Origin of the sequence: Pseudoalteromonas sp. NC201, from assembly GCF_002850255.1 — a bacterium.
Classification (GTDB): domain Bacteria; phylum Pseudomonadota; class Gammaproteobacteria; order Enterobacterales; family Alteromonadaceae; genus Pseudoalteromonas.
On the sequence record NZ_CP022522.1, the window covers coordinates 2,424,417 to 2,445,405 of the forward strand.

Below are 20,989 nucleotides of genomic sequence, written 5' to 3' on the forward strand. Positions count from 1 at the left end.
TTTGGCTAGTGCTTAATATCACATAGCTTAGTTGCTCAAACTTAAGATTCGCTAAAGAGAACTTCAACTTTCATCAATTCCGAAGGATTTCCTAAGCTTTTCTTAAGTTTCGTCGGATAGTCTTGTGATAAATGCAACTATTCTTAACATTCTATGAACAAAGTACACTTTTCAACTCCTTATGCACAACCTTTCATGGTGTTTTTCTTGTCCTTGTTGGTGATTTTGACGCTTAGCCGTTTAGGACTATCAGCTTGGATGTTAGAGAGAATGGCAGGCTCTGATCCTTTGACCTTTGTGATATCAGGCTTGCGAGTTGATTTGAGTACTACCGCTTATCTCGCGATACCGCTCTTATTATTAATGGTCACACACTATTTTATGCCTAAACCATTGAAGCCTTTACTTACGGCGCTAGTAACGGGGTATATTGCGTTGGGTATTGCATTTGTCCTACTACTCGAAGCTGCAACTCCTGCATTTATTTTGCAATACGACATCAGACCGAACCGTTTATTTATTGAGTATCTAATTTACCCCAAAGAAGTCATTTCAATGTTGTTGAGTGGTCACTTGGTCACAGTGATATTGACCCTACTTTTATGTGCTTTAGCTTTAATAACCACCTTGAGATATTTTCCTCGCATTGACAACGATGTGCCATCAAAGCGGAATATGGCTATCTCTACTTTTTGTAGTCTTATCTGTTTAGCGCTGTTAGCAAGAGGCACTCTGGGTCATAGACCACTTAACCCTGCTACCGTCTATTTCTCACAAGATGCATTGGTTAATTCGCTGACCATCAACTCAGCCTATAGTGTTGCGTTCGCAGCAAAAAATATGGGCAGCGAAAAAAGTGCCAGTGCGCTTTATGGTTCGCTATCCAAAGAAAAGGTTTTTAATACAGTAAGAAGAGCAAGTTACAAACAAGGTTTTATCTCAAATACACTTCCTACCCTAGCCACTAATCCGGCATATCATCAGGGCAAAAAGAAAAACTTAGTAATTATCTTAGAGGAAAGCTTAGGCGCGCGTTTTGTCAGCTCGCTAGGGGGAGCAAATCTAACCCCAGAGTTAGATAAACTGTATCAAGAAGGCTGGGGGCTGGAGAACCTCTACGCAACGGGCACCCGATCGGTCCGCGGAATTGAAGCCGTGATCACCGGCTTTATACCTTCACCGTCACGCTCCGTCGTTAAGCTTTCAAAGTCTCAGCAACAGTTTTGTACGTTGGCAGATATTTTAGCCAAAGAAAACTATACCACACAGTTTATTTACGGTGGCGAAAGCCACTTCGATAACATGAAAAGCTTCTTCTTAGGAAATGGCTTTCAACGTATCGTTGACTTTGATGATATTGAAAGCCCGGAATTTGTTGCGTCTTGGGGCGCCAGCGACGAAGATCTGTTTAATCAAGCGGATAAAGAACTAACTCAGCTGAGTGAAGAAGAAAAGCCATTTTTTAATTTGATCTTTACATCTAGCAATCACGACCCGTTTGAAATTCCTGACGGAAAAGTAATGTTACCAACAAATCATAAAAGTGATAAACCTGCGCGAGATCTCGCTATCAAGTACGCCGACTATGCACTCGGAAAGTTTATTGATAAGGCCAAGCGAAGTCGTTATTGGCAGGATACTATCTTTTTAGTCGTTGCAGATCATGATGTCAGGGTGTATGGATCCGAGCCCGTCCCTATTAAGTCTTTTCATATTCCAGCCGTTATTTTGAATTCAGACTTTAATCAGAAACAAGATAAAAGATTGGTCAGTCAAATTGATTTACCTGTCACTTTGCTTTCTTTAATAGGGGTTGAACGCCCAACGCCTATGCTTGGTTTTGACTTAACCAAACAATATCCAGTGCAAAGAGCGATGATGCAATATTACGATAATTTTGCCTACATTGAAGATGACAAAGCCGCCATTTTGATGCCAGGCAACAAAGTGAGTTATTGGCAATATGACACGGCGACTAAGATGCAAAAACCATTGCTGAATACAACGCACACCATTGATTTGAAAGAAAAAGCACTATCTCATGTATTATTTAGTAATTTGGCCTATCAGGAGCAAATTTATCGATTAAAAGAGTAAAGCATAAGGTTCTCTTAAGTATTTCTATAGAAAATAAAGATAACTTAGTTTTTATTTTCTCGTCAGGAGTTGGATATGTTTAAATTTTTAAAACATATCTCCCCATCAGGCTATACCAGCCTGATGGTTCTCGCCACCCTTTATTGTACCTTTGCTTTTAATAGCCTATTTTTTATCAAAGCCTTTAATGTTGCTACAATACAGGAGTGGTCCGATTGGCTATTTTTAGCGTCTGTCCCTATTCTTTTATTTTTCCTGACACTGTTACTATTTAGTTGGCTTTCTTTAATCACCTTCGTACGGCCTTTTCTATTCTTTACCATTGTGTTATCTAGTGTGTTGCTATACGCATCAATAAACTACGGCGTCATATTTGATAAAAACATGATGCAAAACGTTATTGAAACAGACACAGGTGAAGCATTTTCATATTTAAATATAAATCTAGTTCTTTTCGTACTAACTTTGGGTTTAATTCCTGCTTATTTAATGACAAAAAACAAAATCAGGCAGCCACTAAAGCAAAGACTAAAATCCTTTATTCTCATTAATTTTGTTTCAATAACCTTCATCTCTTTGATAGCATTTAGCTTTTATCAAAACTATGCTTCCATTGGTAGAAACAATAAAGAAGTCGCAAGCTATATCACGCCATTTTCATTTTATATTGCAGGATATAAATACCTGAGAGATAACTATTTTTATCCTCCATTACCATTTCGATTACTAGATAAAACACCTGCTTTAGCTTCCAAGTCAGGTGCTAATATTACCGTTGTCGTTGTTGGTGAAACTGCACGTGCAAGCAACTTTTCATATGGAGGCTATAAAATAGATACTAACGAATACACTAAACAGGACGGCATCAAATATTTCAGTAACATGTCATCTTGTGGCACAGCGACAGCAATTTCAGTACCCTGTATGTTTTCACGGCTAGATAGAGCACATTACAATAGCCGTCTTGCTCAGAGCCAAGATAACGTGCTTGATGTGATCCACAGGGCTGGCGCCGAAGTGTTTTGGATAGACAATAATAGTAGTTGTAAAGGTGTATGTAATCGGGTTGAGAATTATCGGATTGATACTAACAAGGATAACCCGCTGTGCGACGGTAAGTATTGCTTTGATGAGGTACTAATCCCATCACTTATGACTACCATAAACAACGCGCAAACAAGCAATATTGTTGTTGTCTTACATATGATTGGCTCGCATGGCCCAACTTATTACCGCCGCTACCCTAAAACGCAGCAAAAATTCCTCCCAGATTGCCAGCGTAGCGATATCCAAAATTGTACGCCTCAAGAATTAGTGAACACCTATGACAATACCATCGCTTACACAGATTTAGTGTTGCACAAAATCATTACACAACTGTCTTCATTAGACGCAGAAACAGTCAACATGCTCTATGTTTCCGATCATGGCGAATCACTCGGTGAAACCGGATTATATTTACATGGCTTTCCATATCGTCTAGCACCTAAAGAGCAAACCCAGATCCCGATGATTTATTGGAGTAATCGCCTAACAAATAAAAGCTACAGTGGTTGCATTGACATCGTAAAACAGCAACCCCTTTCTCATGACAATATCTACGATACGTTACTTGGCTTAACCCAAGTTAATTCGAAAACCTATCAGTCCAAAAATGACATATTCGCAACCTGTCGAACTCAATTACTCGCAACTAATGGAGAAACTAATGCATTTTGATAACACCAATAAGCCAACTGGAGCAAAACGACTATTGCTGGCGCTTGGACACTCATTTAGAGCGTTTAATTGGCTCACAAAAAATGAATCCGCCTTTCGGCAAGAGCTTATTCTACTGCTGGTTACTATCATTTTGCTGTTTACACTTGAACTTTCACTCTATGAGCGCGTTATGTTGTTTTGTGCAACGCTGTTTGTGATGTTTGCTGAGATAGTGAATACCGCTATTGAAGCAACAATTGATAGAGTCGGTTTAGAAATCCATCCACTGTCGGGGCTTGCCAAGGACTTGGGCTCTGCAGGCGTATTGATCGCACTTATCGTTTTTATCTGCATCTGGGGCAGCTGTTTATATCAAAACCTCTACTAGCAAATAATGGCCAATAATAAAGCTTATGTTTGGATGAGAGAAGCCAAACATAAGCTTTGGCGCTAACCCATTACTTCCTTTTACGTTTGGTTCTTGTTCCTAAAATACGCTTTTTGTCTCTTTGCTTCTTAGATTTACCAGAATTACGGCGAGTGTCTTTAGGCTCTTTGGTTAAATCAGGTTCATAGCCTGGCAGCCATTGCGGCGCAAATCGCTCATCTAAGAAAATTTCTATTTCTTCTAGTAGCCACTGCTCATCAATACTCACAAGCGAAATGGCTTGGCCGTTTTGTCCAGCACGACCACTACGGCCGATACGGTGCACATAGTCTTCAGCAACATAGGGTAACTCAGCATTGAAGACATAGTTTAGCGAGTTAATGTCAATGCCACGAGCTGCTACATCCGTTGCGACCAAGACGCGAATTTCACCTGATTTGAATTGAGATAGCGCTTTGTCACGCGCGCCTTGAGACTTATCACCGTGGATCGCTGCGGTTTTAAGGCCATCCTTATTCAATTCTTTTGCGTAGCTATCAGCACTATTTTTTGTGCGAGTAAACACCAGTACCTGATGCCAATTATTTTTGCCAATCAAGTGGGAGATCAATTCACGTTTGCGGTCTTCGTCTACCGAATAGAACGTTTGCGTAACTGTACTTGCGGTGCTGTTCTGGGATTCAACACCTACTCGCTTAGGGTCGTTCAACCAAGGCTTTACTTGGGATAACACAGCATCGTCAACCGTAGCTGAAAATAGCAACGTTTGACGCTTAAGCGGCATAGTGCGCATGATCCGCTTAATTTCCCCCATAAACCCCATATCTAACATGCGATCTGCTTCATCGAAGACCAAGTGTTGAATATTTTTGAGTGTTAATGTGCCTTTGATTAGGTGGTCAAGTAAACGCCCAGGTGTCGCAACCACTACGTCTACACCCGCTCTTAAGCGCTTTTCTTGCGGGCCAATATTTGCACCGCCATATAAGCACACGACATTTAAGTTAGTGTTCATCACTAACTTTTCAGTATGCTCTGCAACCTGCTGTGCCAGCTCACGAGTCGGCGTTAATATCAATGCCCTAACCGATTTCTCACCTTGCGTGGCGCCTATCAGCATGGAGTGCAAAATCGGCAGCATGAAGGCGGCAGTCTTACCGGTTCCAGTTTGGGCACTTGCAATTAAATCACAACCACTGAGCAGAAGTGGAATACTCTTTTCTTGAATTGGTGTGGGTGACTCAAACCCAAGCTCAGTAATTGCGCTTAGTAGTTCAGGGTGAAGTTGTAACTCGCTAAATGTCATTGGAGATCAGTGTCTATTACCAAAATTGAGCGGATTATAGCAAAGGATTGTAAGGAAAAAACTGGGAGATAGTTTTATTAAGCTAAACAAGTAAAGGTAATTAACTGATACTATTTTAAGAATCTAATTAAAGCAAACAACTCATTATTAGATAAAAAAGAACAAAACTATTTATAGCTCAGACTTGACAAACACCCAAATTGAAACAAAATTGTAAACCAGGTTAACTAAAGGTTCTCCTGCTTAAATATTACGATTATTAATTTAAAAAAGGATTTAATATGAAATATCTGTTTTCAACTGTCATTATGGCAGCATTTTTGTTCTCTAGTTTTACCTTTGCTATGAATGATAATACTACAATTTATCTCACTGAAAACGGGATTAAAGGAGTTATCCAGGCTCAACATAGCGTTAAAACAGAGTCGTTTGATCAGAAAGGGATGCATTCTCCAATCGAGTTTTCAGTATCCAATGACTTGCTTGATACTATTTCCGCATCTATCAAATATCAGGGCAATCACTATGCTTTGTTACTCAATCAAGTTAAAAAACAAGTTAAGATAACTGGTACTGATATCAATAATAAACCTCTTATTAATACCCCAGCACTTCGTGCCGACATAAAGAATATGCTACACGACGTAGAGCTTAATAGTGGTTTGATTATGAAAAGCCAATCAACTCTAGATAAGGAGTCGAAACTTGCACTCTTAAAATTCTTCGAATTTTTATCTACCTATCCATTAGGTGAAGCAATTGATCAGCAAATAGAGAGCAAAATCAGTGCACAAGATTGGACTGATCTCTGTGCGTATATGGGTAAATCAAAGACTGCTGTTTGGGATATTACCAACTCGTCTGTAAAGACAAAAAATTATATCGTCGGTGGTCATGGCTTTTGTGCAGCTAGATGTGGTGCGGGTTGTCCAATGTTTGGTGATGGTCAATATACCCAAGATTGCTTGAATCACGATGCCTGTGCCGATGTTGAAGGTGAGCAACTAGGTGTATGTGGTGACGAATGGACTTCAGCCTCAGACGACTTTTGGTTTTCTCCTGACTGTACAACTCCACCACCCTCATTACGTTAAAATAATAATTTTTGGCTGGTATGCTGTTTTGCAAGCGAGATCACTACATCCATATAGGCATTGAGCATGACTAAGTGAAATCGGTATTATCAGCCTAGGTTAATCTATCGGGGGCACAATCACCTGAAATGACTAATAAGGAAATGTTCATGTCACGACAAAGATTGAAGCTATTAACGATAGGTCTTTGCTTAATAGCCTTTACACCTTTGCTTGGTTTACTTCTTGCGGAGCTTATCGCTGAAATTCTTCACTGCCATGTTGCAGAAAGTGCTAGCTCAGATTGTATTGTCGCCGGCTATGATTTTGGTATGCCACTAGCAATTTTATACACAGGTGGTTGGGTAAGTATGATTACGGTCCCTGTTGCGGGCTTGGCAGCTTTAGTTTGTTACATCAAATACCGTGATGCAAAACTAAATAACAACCAATAAAAAAGGGGCTTAACGCCCCTTCTATTCACATCAACTTGATTAAATTGCTGCGTTTCTGAATTCTCTTACAAATTGCTTAACAGGCATATCGTTACAACGTAAGTTGCGAACCTGTTGGTTATTCAAACGTAGGTGATTAACGCCGTGACGTACTGCATCTAAGCATAACTCAGTTGCTGTATCTGACTTTTCAGCAATTAGCTCCACTTTCTTTTCTTGCTTTTGCGAGCGCTTCGCTGCTTTTGCAAACTCACGAATATCTTCACCATTACAGTGGATGCTTGGTGAGAAGCGAGAAATAAATAGGCCTAGTGATGCAGCTTCTTTACGTGCTGCACTGAAACCTTGCTCTGCTGCAACAGCACATACTTTTGTCGCTGGTGATGCGTCAGCTTGAGTGAACTCAACCTGTGAAGCGAAAGCTGTTGTAGAAACCAAAGAAACAAGACCAAAGAAAGAGAGAGATTTAAGCATAATATACCCCGATTGAACGATTCGGCGCGGATTATAATTACAACGACGAATAAGTAAACAGCTAAATCATGCAATTTTGGTTATTTAATGATCTATTTACACTAAGCTAAAATCCTCGTTATCCTCTCGCTAAACTTGTGCAAAATTTAACAACTGCCAACATGCTTGTCAGCTGACTAAATAAGTAATTTCACCCAAGCGCTGACCCTCTCGTTTTTAAGTGATAAACTTTGCCAAATAACAGCAAGAATCTAAAGAGAGCGCTATGAAAATTGTTTCGTTTAATATAAACGGCCTCAGAGCTAGACTACATCAATTACAGGCATTGATTGAAAAACACCAACCTGATGTCATTGGACTGCAAGAAATTAAAGTCCATGACGAAGCTTTTCCTATCGACGATGTAGAAGCACTTGGCTACCATGTTTACTTCCATGGTCAAAAGGCGCATTACGGTGTGGCACTACTCTCCAAGAAACCTGCAAAAGCTATCCAAAAAGGCTTCGCTACGGATACTGATGAATCACAACGTCGCATGATCAGCGGTACGTTTGAAAGTGATTCAGGTAACGAAGTTACCGTTATGAATGGTTACTTCCCTCAAGGTGATAACATCAGCCATGAAACAAAATTTCCGTATAAAAGACAATTTTATGCAGATCTCATGACCCACTTAAATGATTTTGCCGATCCTCAATCTAACCTTGTAGTCATGGGCGATATTAATATTTCTCCATTGGATGCGGATATTGGTATTGGTGAGCAAAACCGCAAGCGTTGGTTAAAGACGGGTAAGTGCTCGTTCCAACCAGAAGAGCGCGAGTGGTTAAAAACACTGCTAGATTGGGGCTTTAAAGATACATTTAGAGTGCTGACACCTGATGCAACCGAAAAGTATTCGTGGTTTGACTACCGCTCAAAAGGGTTTGATGATAACCGAGGTCTGCGCATAGATGTGGTTTTAGCAACCGCTCCATTAACTGCGAAATGTATTGAAAGTGACATAGATTACGAATTGAGAGGAATTGATAAGCCCTCTGATCACGCACCAATTTGGGCAACTTTCGACATTTAATCATCTGCTTTTTCCGCCGAGACTGTAAATACAGTGCTCGGCATAGAGCAAAATCACCAATTTTAAAAACTGGATAGAAACGTGACGTTTATCGCTGCCCTTGGGTTATTTTTACTCAGTTTTCATCGCAAAGAATACCTGCAATTACTACAAGTACCAGCCAGACAAACCGGCGTATTAAGTTGTGCGGTTATCCTCACGTTACTGTGGCAAATAAAAGCAGGCATTTTACCTGAGCTGAACATTCATATTCTTGGAATAACAGCAGTAACGTTAATTTTAGGTTGGCGACTGGGTGCGTTGAGTGCAACTTTGGCCTGCCTCGTCCATAGTTACTTTAGTGCTTTTACCTTGGTGGAGTTTGGTAATTTTTGGCTGTTTACTGCACTGATACCTGTCTACTTAAGCTATGGACTTTTTGCCCTTTGCTATCATCATTTACCGCGGCACTTTTTCGTTTATATTTTTGTTTGTGCATTTATTTTCGCAGGTACGGTGGGCTGTTTAAAGATACTTCTAAGCGCATTCTATTATTATGCAATCGATGCCTATACTTGGTATCAGTTGGCAGACAATTATCTCCATTTTGCCGTCATAATGTGGTTCCCAGAAGCCATGTTAAACGGCATGGCCATCACCTTACTCATTACATATCGCCCACATTGGGTAAAAACTTTTTTTGATAGGGAATACTTAGACAAATGATCTCCCACTACCGCTGTCCACTGTGTAAACTGCCTTTATATCAAGGTGGTGCAAGCTACAGCTGCAATAATAATCATCAATTTGATATTGCCAAAGAAGGCTATGTCAACTTACTACCCGTGCAAAATAAAAAATCAAAACAGCCGGGCGACAACCAAGAAATGGTTGCGGCGCGTCGGGCATTCTTCGAAACCGATCATTATCATTTTCTACGTGATAGGCTTGCACAAATCGTCTCTGAAAAAGCGCCGGCTACCCTGCTGGACTTAGGGTGTGGTGAAGGCTTTTACACCCATGAAATCGCAAATCGCTGCGAGAATGCCAAAGTCTACGGGGTCGATATCGCAAAACCTGCTGTCCGCTATGCCGCTAAACGCTATCCTCAAGTAGAATTTAGCGTAGCCTCCATCAAAGAGGCTCCTTTTGAAAATGAATTTGCAGATGTGATTGTGAGCATTTTTGCGCCAGTGTTCGCCGAAGAACTCGCCCGTCTATGCAAACCATCAGGCAGTTTGTATGTCGTCTCACCCGGCGAGCACCATCTATTCGAACTCAAGTCTCTGATTTATGACAATGTAAAGCTACACAAGGCACCAGAAACACCACAAGGGTTTGAGTTGGTTGAACGGACTAAATTACAACAAACACACAGAATGGAATTTGAGTGTGTTGAACACTTAATCATGATGACGCCATTTGCATGGAAATTTAAGCAACAACACATGGACAGATTACAAAAGATGGACCATATCGAAATCACGCTCTCGTTTTTGATAAACCAATATCAGCGCATGTAACCCAACATCAGATCACCCATTATGAGCAAATCGCTGCCTACTTGCTTGGTAGGCAGGCAAACAGAAACTACAGATTTTCTTGCGTAAACGCTTTGTCCATTTTATCGAACATATCTTTTAGCAATCGCGCTAAGTCTCTATATCTAGGCTTTCTTGAGGACAGGGGTGCATCGTAGCCATTGGCAACCATCTTTTGATGCAGTTCTGTATACCAAGAATACAAAGTCGGATTTAACGGCGTTTCAGCTCTTTTACCAAGCCATAATAACCCTTGGACAGGAAGCGATAAAAAGAATAAAGCAATCGCAATGGCTTGCGGCAGATATTGAAAACCCAATTGGCTGGTCTGCAAAAACAGAGTAAACACCGCCAGCATAGGCATTGTATTTAAAGCAAGTTCTGTCGCCTTGATCACCCTAAATTCGGGGAACAACGGTGCTAATTCCTTGCGCATAGGCCACTCTTTCGAGTATTGACGTCCAAGTTGCACTTGCGAAATAAGACTTTTTTGCATCATAACTCCTAGGTGCTAACTTTTATATAAAAAATGAGGTAAAATCGACGTCTTTACTGTCAACTATACCTTAGTCTAAATGCGTAGCTTATATGCGCTATAGCTTTAAGCTTAATACGCAATAACTGTTATTGTCAAAACGGAAAGTCATTATGTCATCTCAGCATGTTTTGGTTCTTAATTGTGGAAGCTCCAGTCTTAAGTTTGCAATCATCGATAACGCAACGGGAGAGGAGATATTATCAGGTCTGGCTGAACGCCTAGCTGAACAATCACCACAAATTAAATATAAGTTCCAAGGCAACAAGGAAATCGTGCCCCTCAATAGTGGTGATGCGCACCAAGTTGCGATCACAACGCTTGTAAAACTCATCAAAGATCTCGCGTTAGACGCAAATCTTGTCGCTGTCGGCCACCGCGTTGTACACGGCGGTGAGCGCTTTACACAATCTGTCATTATCGATGACTCCGTTCTCACAGCTATCCAAGAAACGGCTAGCCTGGCGCCTTTACATAATCCAGCTAACCTACTTGGGATCCGCGCAGCTCAAGCCGCATTTGCACATTTACCGCAAATTGCTGTCTTTGATACGGCTTTCCATCAAAGTATGGATCAAACAGCGTACCTTTATGCCCTACCTTATTCGCTATATCGTGAGCATGGTGTTAGACGTTACGGTTTCCACGGTACCAGCCATGCTTATGTATCGGCGCAGGCCATCGAGATTTTAGGCCTAAAAGGTAAACCATCGCGTATTATTACCGCACACTTAGGCAATGGTTGTTCCGTTACCGCGATTAAAGACGGTAAATCGGTGGACACCAGCATGGGCTTAACTCCATTAGAGGGTCTAGTGATGGGCACCCGAAGTGGTGATATTGATCCGGGCTTATTCTCGTTTTTAGTTAATCACCTTAACTATTCAACACAGCAAATTGACACCTTGTTGAATAAACAAAGTGGCCTTTTAGGTATTAGTGAGCTTTCTAACGATTGCCGAACGATTGAAGAAGCAGCGCAGGAAAACCACCCTCAAGCAACACTGGCGCTTGATATTTTCTGTTATCGTTTAGCCAAACAAATTGCTAGCTTCTTGGTACCACTAAACGGTTTAGATGCACTTGTATTTACCGGTGGAATTGGCGAGAACTCTGATGTTATCCGTGAAAAAGTAGTGAACCAGCTTAACTTCCTTGGCATGCATATCAATAAAGCGCGTAACCTCAACGCACGCTTTGGTAATCAAGGTGTGATCACTGATGAGTCTCACTCTCCTGTCGCTATAGTCATCCCAACCAACGAAGAGTGGGTGATTGCCAACGACGCAGCTACGCTTGCTGAAGGAGTGTAATGATGGGTCGTCGTATTATGCTTATTCCTATTTCAACGGGCGTTGGTTTGACGTCGGTGTCTGTAGGAATAGTCCGAGCACTGGAACAAAAAGCGGTAAAAGTAAACTTCTTCAAGCCAATTGCACAACCTCGTAAAGATGAAGTCGGCCCCGAGAAGTCAACACTCATCGTTCAGCAAGGTTCTACCATTGCCCCACCCACGCCGTTTGAGCTGAGCTACGCTGAGCAAATGATAGGTGATGGTAAAGGCGATGATTTGTTAGAAGAAATTGTGGAGCGCTTTGAAGGCACAGTACAAGACGATGAAGTTGCCATCATTGAAGGAATGGTTCCTACCCGTCGTCAACCTTACGCTGGCCGTGTAAACCGCGAGATTGCGCAAACACTAGGTGCAGATATCGTGTTTGTCTTAACGCCGGGTAATGACTCTATCGACGAGCTTGAAGACCGCTTAGAGATTGCTGCTGGCAATTATGGCGGTGTAAACCACCCTCGCGTATTGGGGTGTATTTTCAATAAAGTGAATGCACCGCTGGATGAAGATGGCAGAGCGCGCGCCGATCTGGTTGATCAATACAAACCAGAAGAACTTGAAAACGAGATGAATCGTTTGGCATCGCTACCTATTTTCAGAAAACACCCATTTCAACTTTTAGGTGCCATACCATGGGACTTTGACTTAGTAGCGCCGCGAGTTATCGACTTAAGCAATTATTTAAAAGCCGAAATCATCAATGCGGGTGATATGGAGCACCGTCGTCTGCGCCGTGTTACTTTTTGTGCAAGAACGGTATCGAACATTCTTAACCACTTTACGCCAGGTGCCCTGTTAGTTACTCCTGGCGATCGTTCAGATATCTTAGTCGCTGCGTGTTTATCGGCCATGAATGGCACCAAGATTGGCGCTATCTTGTTAACTGGTGGATTCAAACCAGAAGAGAAGATCATGACCTTATGTGAGCAAGCGATGGATACCGGTCTACCTATCCTTGCTACTGAGGCTGATACTTGGCGCACTTCTTTGCTATTACACAATTTCAATATGGAAGTACCCAGCGATGACGAGCAGCGCATCGAGCGCGTAAAGCAGCACAACGCCCGTCACATCGATAGCGAGTGGCTGGAAAGTTTGGCCAAAGGGGTAGCAAAAACCCGCAAACTCTCCCCTCCTGCGTTTCGTTACCTGCTGACTGATTTAGCTAGGCGTGCGAGCAAAACCATTGTGCTGCCTGAAGGTAATGAGCCGAGAACAATTAAAGCGGCTGCTATCTGTGGTGCGCGAAATATCGCTAAAACCGTACTGCTTGGAGATAGAGAAGAGATTGAACGTATCGCACAGCAACAAGGTGTTGAGCTTAATGAAAACGTGACTATCTTATCTCCTGAAGAAGAGCTGCAAAAGTACATTGCGCCTATGGTTGAGCTACGTAAAAACAAAGGCCTAACCGAGGTCGTTGCGGCAGAGCAACTGCAAGATAACGTCGTGCTCGGCACCATGATGTTAGCCGAAGGCCAAGTTGATGGCTTAGTATCTGGTGCGGTAAATACCACCGCCAATACTATTCGCCCACCCCTGCAGTTAATCAAAACGGCACCAGGCGCGTCGTTGGTAAGCTCAGTATTTTTCATGTTGCTACCGGACCAAGTGCTAGTATACGGTGACTGTGCAATTAACCCAGATCCAACGGCAGAACAGTTAGCAGATATCGCAATTCAATCTGCAGATTCCGCTGCAGCATTCGGCATTGAACCTCGCGTTGCCATGATCAGCTACAGCACAGGAACATCTGGACAAGGTGCAGATGTAGAAAAAGTGCGTGAAGCCACCGAGATCGCACAAAAGAAACGCCCTGATCTCGATATTGACGGGCCGCTGCAATATGATGCCGCCATTATGGAAAATGTCGCACGTAAAAAAGCGCCAAACAGCAAAGTCGCTGGTAAAGCAACGGTATTTGTCTTCCCAGATTTAAATACAGGTAACACCACATACAAGGCGGTGCAGCGAAGTGCTGAACTTGTTAGCATCGGACCTATGTTACAAGGTATGCGTAAGCCTGTTAACGACCTAAGCCGCGGGGCTTTGGTTGATGACATAGTATACACCATTGCCTTGACTGCTATTCAGGCAACACAAATCGAAGAATAATCTTTATACCAAGGGCTCAATGCATGAGCCCTTTTCTTTTTCATCTCACTAATCCTTTCTTTTGCCTAGAATTCAGGCGAACGCTCTGGTCTTTAAATTGACTTCGCTATACTATGAATTATACCAATTGGTATTTTTCCAAAAACAAGGGTTGGTAATGTCAAAGCAAACGCTGCAATTGCTCAAACAAGAATTTACGATACATAGCTTGGATTGCGATGACGCTGTTCCACAAGCAGTGTTAAACAGTGAAATCTTTTTTATTGCCAAAACTGAGGATGAACTCTCTATAGTTTGCGCGTCAGATATCGCAGTCAGTAGCCTCGCGGCTGAAAGTCATTGGAGAGCATTGGAAGTCGTGGGCCCGCTGGGGTTTTCGCTTACGGGAATTATGGCCAATATTTCTGGTGTGCTAGCAAAGTCCAACGTCTCTATTTTTACGTTATCAACGTACGATACCGATTACATTCTGGTAAAAGAAAGCCAAATCCAGCAAGCGATGCAAGCACTTAAAAAAGATGGATATTTATTACTTTGATTGAACTCTCACCACCAATCCAATATCGGCCAATATCCCAAATCGCAAACCCTATTGCCCATATTCCAAGTCCCTTTTCTGGTAAAGTCTTACCGCTAAGTGCGCACCCAAACGCGGCGATTGCGTCAGGTATGTTAGGGATTGGTGTTTGTGTACAAATGCGCGTGCCTTTGCTGCTATCTCCTTGTAACGGAAAACTAATCCAGATCAGAAAAAATAACTGCGAATACATTTTACACGCCAATAACGGCTTAAAAATGTTACTGAGCTTAGAAATCGGCAATGAGTTTGCCAAACCCGAATATCTCAAAGCAAACAGCTTTGGCAAAACCACGGTAAAGCTTGGAGAGCCGCTATGCTTTTTTGATATTCCACTCAGTGAAGCAAAAACCATGGCCGCCATTGTGCTACTCAATGCACAAAAGCTTGGTGCGTGTTATTATCCTTTAAAACAAGTATCTGCGGCCAAAGAGCCGATAATCACAATTGCAAGGGCGTGTGCTTTATGACAATCACAATGTATGGGATCAGCAACTGCGATACCATTAAAAAAGCCAAAAAATATCTTCAAGACAACAATATCGAATTCACCTTTCACGACTACCGCAAAGATGGATTAGACGAAGCTCTACTCACCGCTTTTATTGACCAACTTGGCTGGGAAAACGTGTTAAACAAACGCGGGACCACATACCGAGCTCTTAGTGAAGAACAAAAACAAAATCTCGATGCGCAGTCAGCGAAACAACACCTTTTGGCGACACCAGCCATGATAAAACGTCCTATTTTGCAGTACCAAGGTCAATATCACTTGGGTTTTAAAGCTGCACAGTATGATGAGATTTTTGCCTAATGAGCGAAGTAGTTAAGCTCGCTCAAGCTCTGATCCAAAGGGCTTCTGTTACACCTGATGATGCTGGTTGCCAACAATTAATAAATGAACGCTTGGCAAAGTTTGGCTTTACCATCGAAGAACACTTCTTTGTTGATACGCTCAACACGTGGGCACGAAAAGGCGACAGCGGACCACATTTTTGCTTTGCTGGACACACAGATGTAGTACCGGTTGGTGACGAGAGTCAATGGCAGCACCCGCCATTTGCTGCAGAGATTGAAAATGACATGTTACATGGCCGCGGAGCCGCTGACATGAAAGGCTCACTTGCAGCTATGGTCGTGGCAACGGAAAGGTTTATCGAAAAACACCCCAACCACAAAGGGTCATTGTCTTTTTTGATAACCTCTGATGAGGAAGGTCCTTTCGTGAACGGCACAACTCGAGTTGTAGATTTATTAGAAGCCCGAAACGAAAAAATTGATATGTGCTTGGTTGGTGAACCTTCATCACGTCATGAGCTTGGCGACGTAGTAAAAAATGGTCGTCGCGGTTCACTCACCGGACACCTAAAAGTGATTGGAAAACAAGGTCACGTAGCCTACCCTCATCTCGCTAAAAACCCCATTCACTTGTCTGCGGCGGCGATTGCTGAACTCAGTCAAACCGAGTGGGATCAAGGGAATGCATTTTTCCCCGCAACAAGCTTCCAAGTTTCCAATATCAATGGCGGAACTGGAGCTGGCAATGTGATACCGGGCTCTTTGCAAGTACAGTTTAACTTTCGCTTTAGCACTGAAGTTACAGCCGATGAGCTCAAACAACGTGTTATTGCAATTTTAGACAAGCATCAACTTGATTATGAGCTTAATTGGATACTGAATGGGCTACCGTTTTTAACAGAGCCAGGCCCATTGCTCGATGTGACGATTGCAGCCATCAAAGAAGTGACTGGAATGCAAACCACACCGGAAACTTCAGGTGGCACATCTGATGGCCGATTTATTGCCCAAACGGGATGTAAAGTAATTGAGCTCGGTCCAATTAATGCCACAATCCATCAAGTCGATGAATGCGTGAGTTGCAAAGACTTAGATCAATTGGCCTTAGTCTATGAAAAGATCTTGGAGAAGTTACTTGCCTAGCCGCTATATGCTTACAAGCGCTGAATGCAGCGCTTGTGGCGTTAATGAATCACATCTGGTTTTTTACCATGGCCGCCATGTGCATAGCGCAATCGTTTCCGATCTCAACGCCCTCTCACAAGCTGCAAAAAAGGCAGGTTTTGAATTCTACATGGCGTCCGCATATCGAGGGTTTGAAAGGCAAAAAGCGATTTGGAATAGCAAGTTTGCGATGCGCCGTCCTGTTTTTGATATCTCTAACCAAGAGGTAGAACTGAGCAACCTCTCAGACATCGACAAAGTAAAAGCAATTATGTTGTTCTCCGCCCTACCTAGTGCTAGCCGCCACCATTTGGGTACTGATCTGGATGTGTTCGCCAAAAACCTTGTACCGACAGGACAATCACTACAACTAGAACCATGGGAATACCAGCAAGATGGACATCAGCACGAATTTTCACTGTGGCTTGATGCGCATTTAGCAACTTTTGGTTTCTACCGGCCTTATGATTGCTATCGAGGGGGAGTTGCTGCGGAGCCTTGGCATATTAGCCACCAGCTAACGGCATCAAAACTTGCCACGTTGCAGTCCGTTGATGCGATTGATGCCGTGCTGAAACGCAGCGATATCAAAGGTAAAGGCGCAATATTGGCGAATCTCAGCGCACTACATCAGCAATTTATCACCAATGTAGCGCAGCCATAACGACTGATCCGAGCTTAAGTTACTTAGACTAGGGCCTGTTGATCTTTCAAGTTTGTTTTTGCAGCAGTTTGATTGGTATTTATACAAGGCAGAGCCAGCGTAGCATAGTCATTCTATGTAAGTCTGGCTATAACACAGTAGAAATGCTAATCAAGCGCTGCCCTTTGGGTTCATCTGAGTGCGCTTTGTTCATTGTTGCTCAACTTTTGCCTAGATTACTAGGCGGCAAGTCGAGCGTCGCGACCAAAACACACTCAGAAGAACAAAAATCAAACAGCAAAGGTCAACAGGCCCTAGAAACGAAAGGTTATTTGTTTTTGTCGTGGATAGCGTCAAGCCTAGCCAGTAGACTTGAGGTATCAAAACGGTTGCCGCCAAGCGCTTGAACATCCGCATAATATTGATCCACTAAAGCTGTAAGCGCCAAATTTGCGCCGTTACTTCTTGACTCGTCTAGTGCAATGCCTAAATCTTTTCTCATCCAATCGACTGCAAAACCAAAGTCATATTCGCCTGCCAACATGGTTTTATAACGATTCTCCATTTGCCAAGAGCCAGCTGCACCCTTAGCAATCGTTTCAATTACCTTTTCACCATCAAGACCCGCCTTTTTAGCAAAGTGTAAGCCTTCTGCGAGCCCCTGTACCACACCTGCGATACAAATCTGATTGACCATTTTACAAAGCTGCCCAGCCCCCACTTCTCCAATTAATTGGCTAAAGCGAGCAAACGCGGCCATGATTGGTTGTGCTTTTTCAAACGTACTTTCGCCTCCTCCAACCATCACCGTTAACACGCCATTTTCTGCACCAGCCTGACCACCAGATACAGGGGCATCTAAGAATTCAACTTGTAATTTTCTGGCTTCTTGCGCTATTTCACGGGCAACTTTTGCAGATGTTGTCGTATGGTCAACTATCACCGCTCCCGGCTTTACCCCCGCTAACACACCACTCTCGCCATATACGACTGAGCGTAAATCGTCATCATTGCCAACACACATAAACACAAAATCACAGTCAGTCGCTGCATCTTTAGGTGTAACTGCAAAGTTGCCAGTATACTCAGCGGCCCATTTTTCGGCTTTGCTGGTGGTACGATTGTATACCGTGACTTGGTAACCCGCCTTTTGCAAATGCCCAGCCATTGGATACCCCATGACGCCTAATCCTATAAATGCGACTTTCACTGACATATTTCTGTCCTATTTCGTTGTTATCTTAATAAGAATGGAGTTTTTATACCCGACCACCTCTGTCATAGCAAATGAAAAAACCGCTTTGATACCGAATAACATGAATAAATCACACGGAGCCTGAAAGGATGGAGAATATTTATCGTTTTAGTGCACAGCTTATTGATGGCCAAGTTTTGCCATTACAGTCCTTAGCGGGAAGACCGCTATTGATCGTTAACATTGCGAGCAAATGTAGCTTTGCTCCGCAACTGTCTGCACTTGAAAAGCTATACAGCAAATACAAACCTTTTGGATTTGAGGTATTGGCCTTTCCTTGTAATCAGTTCGGTCGCAATGAACCACTTGAAGATGAAATGCTTAAAGAGTTTTACAATACACATTTCAATTTAAGCTTTAAGATCTGTACTAAAACACAAGTCAACGGACCTGATGCACATCCATTATTTAGCTATTTAAAATCTCACACCCGTGGTATCGCGCAAAACCGCGCAATTAAATGGAATTTTACCAAGTTTCTAATAAACTCTGAAGGCATGCTAGTATCAAGATATGCCCCAAGAACAAAACCAGAAACGCTTAAGTCAGTGATAGAGAGCCACATTAATCATGAGAATCGCCCTATTCAGTTCGCAAAACTATGAAGTGCCGTTTTTTGAGCAAGCCGTAAATACCTACTCAGAACTTGAAATAAGTTTTATTAGTGAGTCACTCAATGAAAAAACGGTTTCGCTGTGTCAGCACTATGACGCGGTTTGTGTATTTGTAAACGATACTGTAAATGCACAAGTGATTGATAAACTGGCTGACTATGGCGTTAAAACCATCGCCCTACGCTGCGCAGGTTTCAATAACGTTGATATTCAACAGGCAAAACAGCGTGACATAAAGGTTGTCCGTGTTCCAGCCTACAGCCCAGAAGCGGTTGCAGAACACTGTATCGCGTTGATGCTAACGCTCAGCCGCAAGACACATAAGGCCTACAATCGAGTTCGAGAAGATAATTTTGATCTCAACGGCTTACTCGGTTTTAATATTTACAATAAAACGGTTGGTATCATCGGCTGTGGCAAAATTGGCCAAGCCTTAGTCAGTATCTTAAACGGCTTTGGTGCCAATGTCCTAGTTTATGACCCAAACATAGGGGAAGGTCCTTATACCTTGGTCTCTCTAGATATCTTACTGGCGCAATCGGATATTATTAGCCTACACTGTCCGCTTAATGAACATACCCATCATATTATTGATGATGCTGCGTTTGCCAAAATGAAAGCGGGTGTCATGCTTATTAACACTAGTAGAGGCGCCCTGTTAGATAGCAAAGCCTGTATCGCCGCGCTTAAGTCTAAACGACTCGGTTACCTCGGCTTAGATGTATATGAGCAAGAGTCAGAGCTATTTTTTAAAAACCACAGTGAAGAAATAATTCAAGACGATGTTTTCTCGCGTTTGGTTAGCTTCCCCAATGTGCTAGTTACTGGACATCAAGGTTTTTTTACCAAAGAAGCACTAAAACAGATTGCAACAATAACCTGTGAAAACCTCGACGCAGCAAGACTTGAAAGGCCACTGACAAACCAAGTAGTCTGATTTCAGAAACCAAAAAAAGAGCATATCAGCCATGATGTGCTCTTTTGGTTACTTCAAAGTCGGGGGGAAGTAATTTGATTTATGCTTTACTCTTCAATTCAGCCGTAACCTGAGCCAAACCTACTTCTGAGATTCTCATCGTGATTTCTTTTTGCTTAGCACTCAATAAAGAAATACCCTCAGCAACCATGTCATACACTTTCCAGTCTCCACCTTTGCTTTGACGAAACTTAAAATGCATGTCTATATCTGGTTTTGATTGCTCTCTTATTACCACCTTTACCGTCGCAAAATCAGCACCATCAGAAACTGGTAACTCTTCAAACAATACGTCTTGGCCTTTGTACTGTAAAAGTGCATTAGCGTAGGTAGATACAAGATAGTTATCAACCGCACCAATAAACTCGATGGCTTCGTCTCTTTTTAGCCCTTTAATATGTTTACCAAGCAATTTAAAAGATACAAACTTCACATCGATGTGTGGCATCAAGCGACTACGTACTATGCCCTTCATCTGAGTTTCAGTTGCTTTGCCATCTTGATTAACCGTTTTTATATCAGCAAATAGCTTATCGCCAACTTGGTTAATTAATTCATAAGGTGTGTCATTCGCAAACGCGACACCTGAGAAGATGAGAAAACTGAAAATAACAAGTAACTTTTTCATTGTTTAATCCTTATTAAACTGATGACACTAGTCTATCCAATTTGACGAGTGCAAATAAACATATCAATTCGCACCAAATTGATGCCCCTCCGACATCAATTAACGCAATGTAAAATTTCGCCTTACGATGACAATGACTATTTATGAAGTCGTAAAGGAAATGCGTATTCCCTTCATGGCGAGGCCTGGAGGGAAGTATACGGTGTTCAAGCGGTGAAAAATGTCAGAAATTGTATCAATTTATTTG

General features: G+C 42.3%; 23 protein-coding genes. 18 read left to right on the plus strand and 5 right to left on the minus strand.

The window, feature by feature from the left end; genetic code table 11:
- The first annotated feature begins 153 nt into the window (after window positions 1-153).
- The 3 genes from PNC201_RS10235 to PNC201_RS10245 all read left to right on the plus strand — a co-directional run bounded on the left by PNC201_RS10235 (window position 154) and on the right by PNC201_RS10245 (window position 4,186).
- Window positions 154-2,097, plus strand: coding sequence for an LTA synthase family protein (locus tag PNC201_RS10235; protein WP_233525160.1), 1,944 nt, complete (start codon window positions 154-156; stop codon window positions 2,095-2,097).
- A 75-nt stretch (window positions 2,098-2,172) separates the two neighbouring features.
- On the plus strand, window positions 2,173-3,816 hold the full coding sequence (locus tag PNC201_RS10240) for a phosphoethanolamine transferase (RefSeq protein ID WP_102056983.1): 1,644 nt from the start codon (window positions 2,173-2,175) through the stop codon (window positions 3,814-3,816).
- The gene (locus tag PNC201_RS10245) at window positions 3,806-4,186 is read left to right on the plus strand and encodes a diacylglycerol kinase (RefSeq protein ID WP_010605037.1); all 381 of its coding nucleotides are present in this window, start codon (window positions 3,806-3,808) and stop codon (window positions 4,184-4,186) included. Before PNC201_RS10240 ends, PNC201_RS10245 begins: the two co-directional genes overlap by 11 nt.
- A 70-nt stretch (window positions 4,187-4,256) precedes the next feature.
- On the opposite strand, the gene PNC201_RS10250 is transcribed toward PNC201_RS10245, so the two are convergent.
- Window positions 4,257-5,492 carry a DEAD/DEAH box helicase gene (locus tag PNC201_RS10250; RefSeq protein ID WP_102056984.1) on the minus strand — a complete coding sequence of 412 codons (1,236 nt, stop codon included), beginning with the start codon at window positions 5,490-5,492 and terminating at the stop codon, window positions 4,257-4,259.
- Between the two features lie 281 nt (window positions 5,493-5,773).
- Here PNC201_RS10250 and PNC201_RS10255 point away from each other — a divergent pair, with 281 nt between their 5' ends.
- Together PNC201_RS10255 and PNC201_RS10260 are read left to right on the plus strand one after the other, a co-directional pair.
- Window positions 5,774-6,586 carry a hypothetical protein gene (locus PNC201_RS10255; protein WP_102056985.1) on the plus strand — a complete coding sequence of 271 codons (813 nt, stop codon included), beginning with the start codon at window positions 5,774-5,776 and terminating at the stop codon, window positions 6,584-6,586.
- A 149-nt stretch (window positions 6,587-6,735) separates the two neighbouring features.
- The gene (locus tag PNC201_RS10260) at window positions 6,736-7,020 is read left to right on the plus strand and encodes a hypothetical protein (RefSeq protein ID WP_010605040.1); all 285 of its coding nucleotides are present in this window, start codon (window positions 6,736-6,738) and stop codon (window positions 7,018-7,020) included.
- A gap of 39 nt (window positions 7,021-7,059) precedes the next feature.
- On the opposite strand, the gene PNC201_RS10265 is transcribed toward PNC201_RS10260, so the two are convergent.
- Window positions 7,060-7,494, minus strand: a complete 435-nt coding sequence (locus tag PNC201_RS10265; protein ID WP_010605041.1) for a hypothetical protein — start codon at window positions 7,492-7,494, stop codon at window positions 7,060-7,062.
- Between the two features lie 265 nt (window positions 7,495-7,759).
- Between PNC201_RS10265 and xthA the strand changes: the two genes are divergently transcribed.
- The 3 genes from xthA to rlmA all read left to right on the plus strand — a co-directional run bounded on the left by xthA (window position 7,760) and on the right by rlmA (window position 10,071).
- Window positions 7,760-8,569 (plus strand): exodeoxyribonuclease III, encoded by an 810-nt coding sequence (gene xthA, locus PNC201_RS10270; RefSeq protein WP_010605042.1) that lies wholly within the window; start codon window positions 7,760-7,762, stop codon window positions 8,567-8,569.
- Window positions 8,570-8,650: 81 nt separating this feature from the next.
- Window positions 8,651-9,274 carry an energy-coupling factor ABC transporter permease gene (locus PNC201_RS10275; RefSeq protein ID WP_010605043.1) on the plus strand — a complete coding sequence of 208 codons (624 nt, stop codon included), beginning with the start codon at window positions 8,651-8,653 and terminating at the stop codon, window positions 9,272-9,274.
- Window positions 9,271-10,071: a 23S rRNA (guanine(745)-N(1))-methyltransferase gene (gene rlmA / locus PNC201_RS10280; RefSeq protein WP_102056986.1), complete on the plus strand. Its 801-nt coding sequence runs from the start codon at window positions 9,271-9,273 to the stop codon at window positions 10,069-10,071. Before PNC201_RS10275 ends, rlmA begins: the two co-directional genes overlap by 4 nt.
- Window positions 10,072-10,138: 67 nt before the next feature.
- On the opposite strand, the gene yfbV is transcribed toward rlmA, so the two are convergent.
- Window positions 10,139-10,585, minus strand: a complete 447-nt coding sequence (gene yfbV, locus PNC201_RS10285) for a terminus macrodomain insulation protein YfbV (protein WP_102056987.1) — start codon at window positions 10,583-10,585, stop codon at window positions 10,139-10,141.
- A 152-nt stretch (window positions 10,586-10,737) separates the two neighbouring features.
- On the opposite strand from yfbV, the gene PNC201_RS10290 reads away from it, so the two are divergent.
- The 8 genes from PNC201_RS10290 (at window position 10,738) to PNC201_RS23670 (ending at window position 17,676) form a co-directional block, all read left to right on the plus strand.
- Complete coding sequence (locus PNC201_RS10290) at window positions 10,738-11,937, plus strand: acetate kinase (RefSeq protein ID WP_102056988.1); 1,200 nt, start codon at window positions 10,738-10,740, stop codon at window positions 11,935-11,937.
- A 2-nt stretch (window positions 11,938-11,939) separates the two neighbouring features.
- Complete coding sequence (gene pta, locus PNC201_RS10295) at window positions 11,940-14,087, plus strand: phosphate acetyltransferase (protein WP_026001076.1); 2,148 nt, start codon at window positions 11,940-11,942, stop codon at window positions 14,085-14,087.
- A 157-nt stretch (window positions 14,088-14,244) separates the two neighbouring features.
- Complete coding sequence (locus PNC201_RS10300; protein WP_010605048.1) at window positions 14,245-14,625, plus strand: ACT domain-containing protein; 381 nt, start codon at window positions 14,245-14,247, stop codon at window positions 14,623-14,625.
- Window positions 14,622-15,134 (plus strand): PTS glucose transporter subunit IIA, encoded by a 513-nt coding sequence (locus tag PNC201_RS10305; protein ID WP_010605049.1) that lies wholly within the window; start codon window positions 14,622-14,624, stop codon window positions 15,132-15,134. Before PNC201_RS10300 ends, PNC201_RS10305 begins: the two co-directional genes overlap by 4 nt.
- Window positions 15,131-15,478, plus strand: a complete 348-nt coding sequence (locus PNC201_RS10310; protein ID WP_010605050.1) for an ArsC family reductase — start codon at window positions 15,131-15,133, stop codon at window positions 15,476-15,478. The genes PNC201_RS10305 and PNC201_RS10310 overlap by 4 nt, the downstream gene beginning before the upstream one ends.
- Window positions 15,478-16,605 (plus strand): succinyl-diaminopimelate desuccinylase, encoded by a 1,128-nt coding sequence (gene dapE / locus PNC201_RS10315; protein WP_102056989.1) that lies wholly within the window; start codon window positions 15,478-15,480, stop codon window positions 16,603-16,605. Before PNC201_RS10310 ends, dapE begins: the two co-directional genes overlap by 1 nt.
- Window positions 16,598-17,290, plus strand: a complete 693-nt coding sequence (locus PNC201_RS10320; protein WP_102056990.1) for a M15 family metallopeptidase — start codon at window positions 16,598-16,600, stop codon at window positions 17,288-17,290. The genes dapE and PNC201_RS10320 overlap by 8 nt, the downstream gene beginning before the upstream one ends.
- Window positions 17,291-17,433: 143 nt before the next feature.
- Complete coding sequence (locus PNC201_RS23670; protein WP_102056991.1) at window positions 17,434-17,676, plus strand: hypothetical protein; 243 nt, start codon at window positions 17,434-17,436, stop codon at window positions 17,674-17,676.
- On the opposite strand, the gene PNC201_RS10335 is transcribed toward PNC201_RS23670, so the two are convergent.
- Window positions 17,598-18,485, minus strand: a complete 888-nt coding sequence (locus PNC201_RS10335) for an NAD(P)-dependent oxidoreductase (RefSeq protein ID WP_102056992.1) — start codon at window positions 18,483-18,485, stop codon at window positions 17,598-17,600. The genes PNC201_RS23670 and PNC201_RS10335 overlap by 79 nt on opposite strands.
- A 128-nt stretch (window positions 18,486-18,613) precedes the next feature.
- On the opposite strand from PNC201_RS10335, the gene PNC201_RS10340 reads away from it, so the two are divergent.
- Window positions 18,614-19,129 (plus strand): glutathione peroxidase, encoded by a 516-nt coding sequence (locus tag PNC201_RS10340; protein WP_010373899.1) that lies wholly within the window; start codon window positions 18,614-18,616, stop codon window positions 19,127-19,129.
- Window positions 19,095-20,075 (plus strand): 2-hydroxyacid dehydrogenase, encoded by a 981-nt coding sequence (locus PNC201_RS10345; RefSeq protein ID WP_102056993.1) that lies wholly within the window; start codon window positions 19,095-19,097, stop codon window positions 20,073-20,075. Before PNC201_RS10340 ends, PNC201_RS10345 begins: the two co-directional genes overlap by 35 nt.
- A gap of 79 nt (window positions 20,076-20,154) precedes the next feature.
- Here the strand turns inward: PNC201_RS10345 and PNC201_RS10350 are convergent, their stop codons facing one another.
- Window positions 20,155-20,742: an MlaC/ttg2D family ABC transporter substrate-binding protein gene (locus tag PNC201_RS10350; RefSeq protein WP_102056994.1), complete on the minus strand. Its 588-nt coding sequence runs from the start codon at window positions 20,740-20,742 to the stop codon at window positions 20,155-20,157.
- Window positions 20,743-20,989 lie beyond the last annotated feature (247 nt).

Excerpts from the sequence above, each read along its gene's own strand:
- yfbV (WP_102056987.1), bottom strand. The coding sequence starts at position 10,585 with ATGCAAAAAAGTCTTATTTCGCAAGTGCAACTTGGACGTCAATACTCG.
- PNC201_RS10250 (WP_102056984.1), bottom strand. The coding sequence starts at position 5,492 with ATGACATTTAGCGAGTTACAACTTCACCCTGAACTACTAAGCGCAATT.
- pta (WP_026001076.1), top strand. The coding sequence starts at position 11,940 with ATGGGTCGTCGTATTATGCTTATTCCTATTTCAACGGGCGTTGGTTTG.
- PNC201_RS10260 (WP_010605040.1), top strand. The coding sequence starts at position 6,736 with ATGTCACGACAAAGATTGAAGCTATTAACGATAGGTCTTTGCTTAATA.
- PNC201_RS10310 (WP_010605050.1), top strand. The coding sequence starts at position 15,131 with ATGACAATCACAATGTATGGGATCAGCAACTGCGATACCATTAAAAAA.
- PNC201_RS10350 (WP_102056994.1), bottom strand. The coding sequence starts at position 20,742 with ATGAAAAAGTTACTTGTTATTTTCAGTTTTCTCATCTTCTCAGGTGTC.
- dapE (WP_102056989.1), top strand. The coding sequence starts at position 15,478 with ATGAGCGAAGTAGTTAAGCTCGCTCAAGCTCTGATCCAAAGGGCTTCT.
- PNC201_RS10245 (WP_010605037.1), top strand. The coding sequence starts at position 3,806 with ATGCATTTTGATAACACCAATAAGCCAACTGGAGCAAAACGACTATTG.
- PNC201_RS10300 (WP_010605048.1), top strand. The coding sequence starts at position 14,245 with ATGTCAAAGCAAACGCTGCAATTGCTCAAACAAGAATTTACGATACAT.
- PNC201_RS10240 (WP_102056983.1), top strand. The coding sequence starts at position 2,173 with ATGTTTAAATTTTTAAAACATATCTCCCCATCAGGCTATACCAGCCTG.
- PNC201_RS10235 (WP_233525160.1), top strand. The coding sequence starts at position 154 with ATGAACAAAGTACACTTTTCAACTCCTTATGCACAACCTTTCATGGTG.
- xthA (WP_010605042.1), top strand. The coding sequence starts at position 7,760 with ATGAAAATTGTTTCGTTTAATATAAACGGCCTCAGAGCTAGACTACAT.
- PNC201_RS10265 (WP_010605041.1), bottom strand. The coding sequence starts at position 7,494 with ATGCTTAAATCTCTCTCTTTCTTTGGTCTTGTTTCTTTGGTTTCTACA.
- PNC201_RS10340 (WP_010373899.1), top strand. The coding sequence starts at position 18,614 with ATGGAGAATATTTATCGTTTTAGTGCACAGCTTATTGATGGCCAAGTT.
- PNC201_RS10345 (WP_102056993.1), top strand. The coding sequence starts at position 19,095 with ATGAGAATCGCCCTATTCAGTTCGCAAAACTATGAAGTGCCGTTTTTT.
- PNC201_RS10335 (WP_102056992.1), bottom strand. The coding sequence starts at position 18,485 with ATGTCAGTGAAAGTCGCATTTATAGGATTAGGCGTCATGGGGTATCCA.
- PNC201_RS23670 (WP_102056991.1), top strand. The coding sequence starts at position 17,434 with ATGCTAATCAAGCGCTGCCCTTTGGGTTCATCTGAGTGCGCTTTGTTC.
- rlmA (WP_102056986.1), top strand. The coding sequence starts at position 9,271 with ATGATCTCCCACTACCGCTGTCCACTGTGTAAACTGCCTTTATATCAA.
- PNC201_RS10290 (WP_102056988.1), top strand. The coding sequence starts at position 10,738 with ATGTCATCTCAGCATGTTTTGGTTCTTAATTGTGGAAGCTCCAGTCTT.
- PNC201_RS10255 (WP_102056985.1), top strand. The coding sequence starts at position 5,774 with ATGAAATATCTGTTTTCAACTGTCATTATGGCAGCATTTTTGTTCTCT.